This window comes from Marinicauda pacifica (genome assembly GCF_004793635.1).
Classification (GTDB): domain Bacteria; phylum Pseudomonadota; class Alphaproteobacteria; order Caulobacterales; family Maricaulaceae; genus Marinicauda; species Marinicauda pacifica.
Genome location: NZ_SRXV01000132.1, coordinates 1 through 300 on the forward strand (window position 1 = coordinate 1; position 300 = coordinate 300).

General features: G+C 66.0%; 1 protein-coding gene. It reads left to right on the forward strand.

The features are described from left to right. Positions 1-188: 188 nt before the first annotated feature. On the forward strand, positions 189-300 hold a 112-nt coding region (locus tag E5162_RS15175; protein WP_174235025.1), incomplete at its 3' end, for an IMP dehydrogenase.

The window sequence follows — 300 nt, forward strand, 5'->3', positions numbered from 1 at the left end:
TAGCTTCGACCCGCGCGGGCCGCCCCGGCGGACCTTCATTGCCTTTCGATCTCGTCGCTTTCCCGGACCCGCATCTCCCTGGCCGGGCCGGTCGGGTGGGCGCAGGGACGGGCGGGTGGCAGACCCGGCTCTTGCCTCGCCCTAAAAATCTGTTAAAGCGGCCCCGCAAGAGAGAAGGAGGTCTCCCCATGGAGATTCGCGAAGGTCTCACCTTCGACGATGTGCTCTTGCAGCCCGGCGCATCTGAAGTTCTCCCCGCCGATGCGGATATCCGCACGCGCGTCACCCGTGACATTCCGC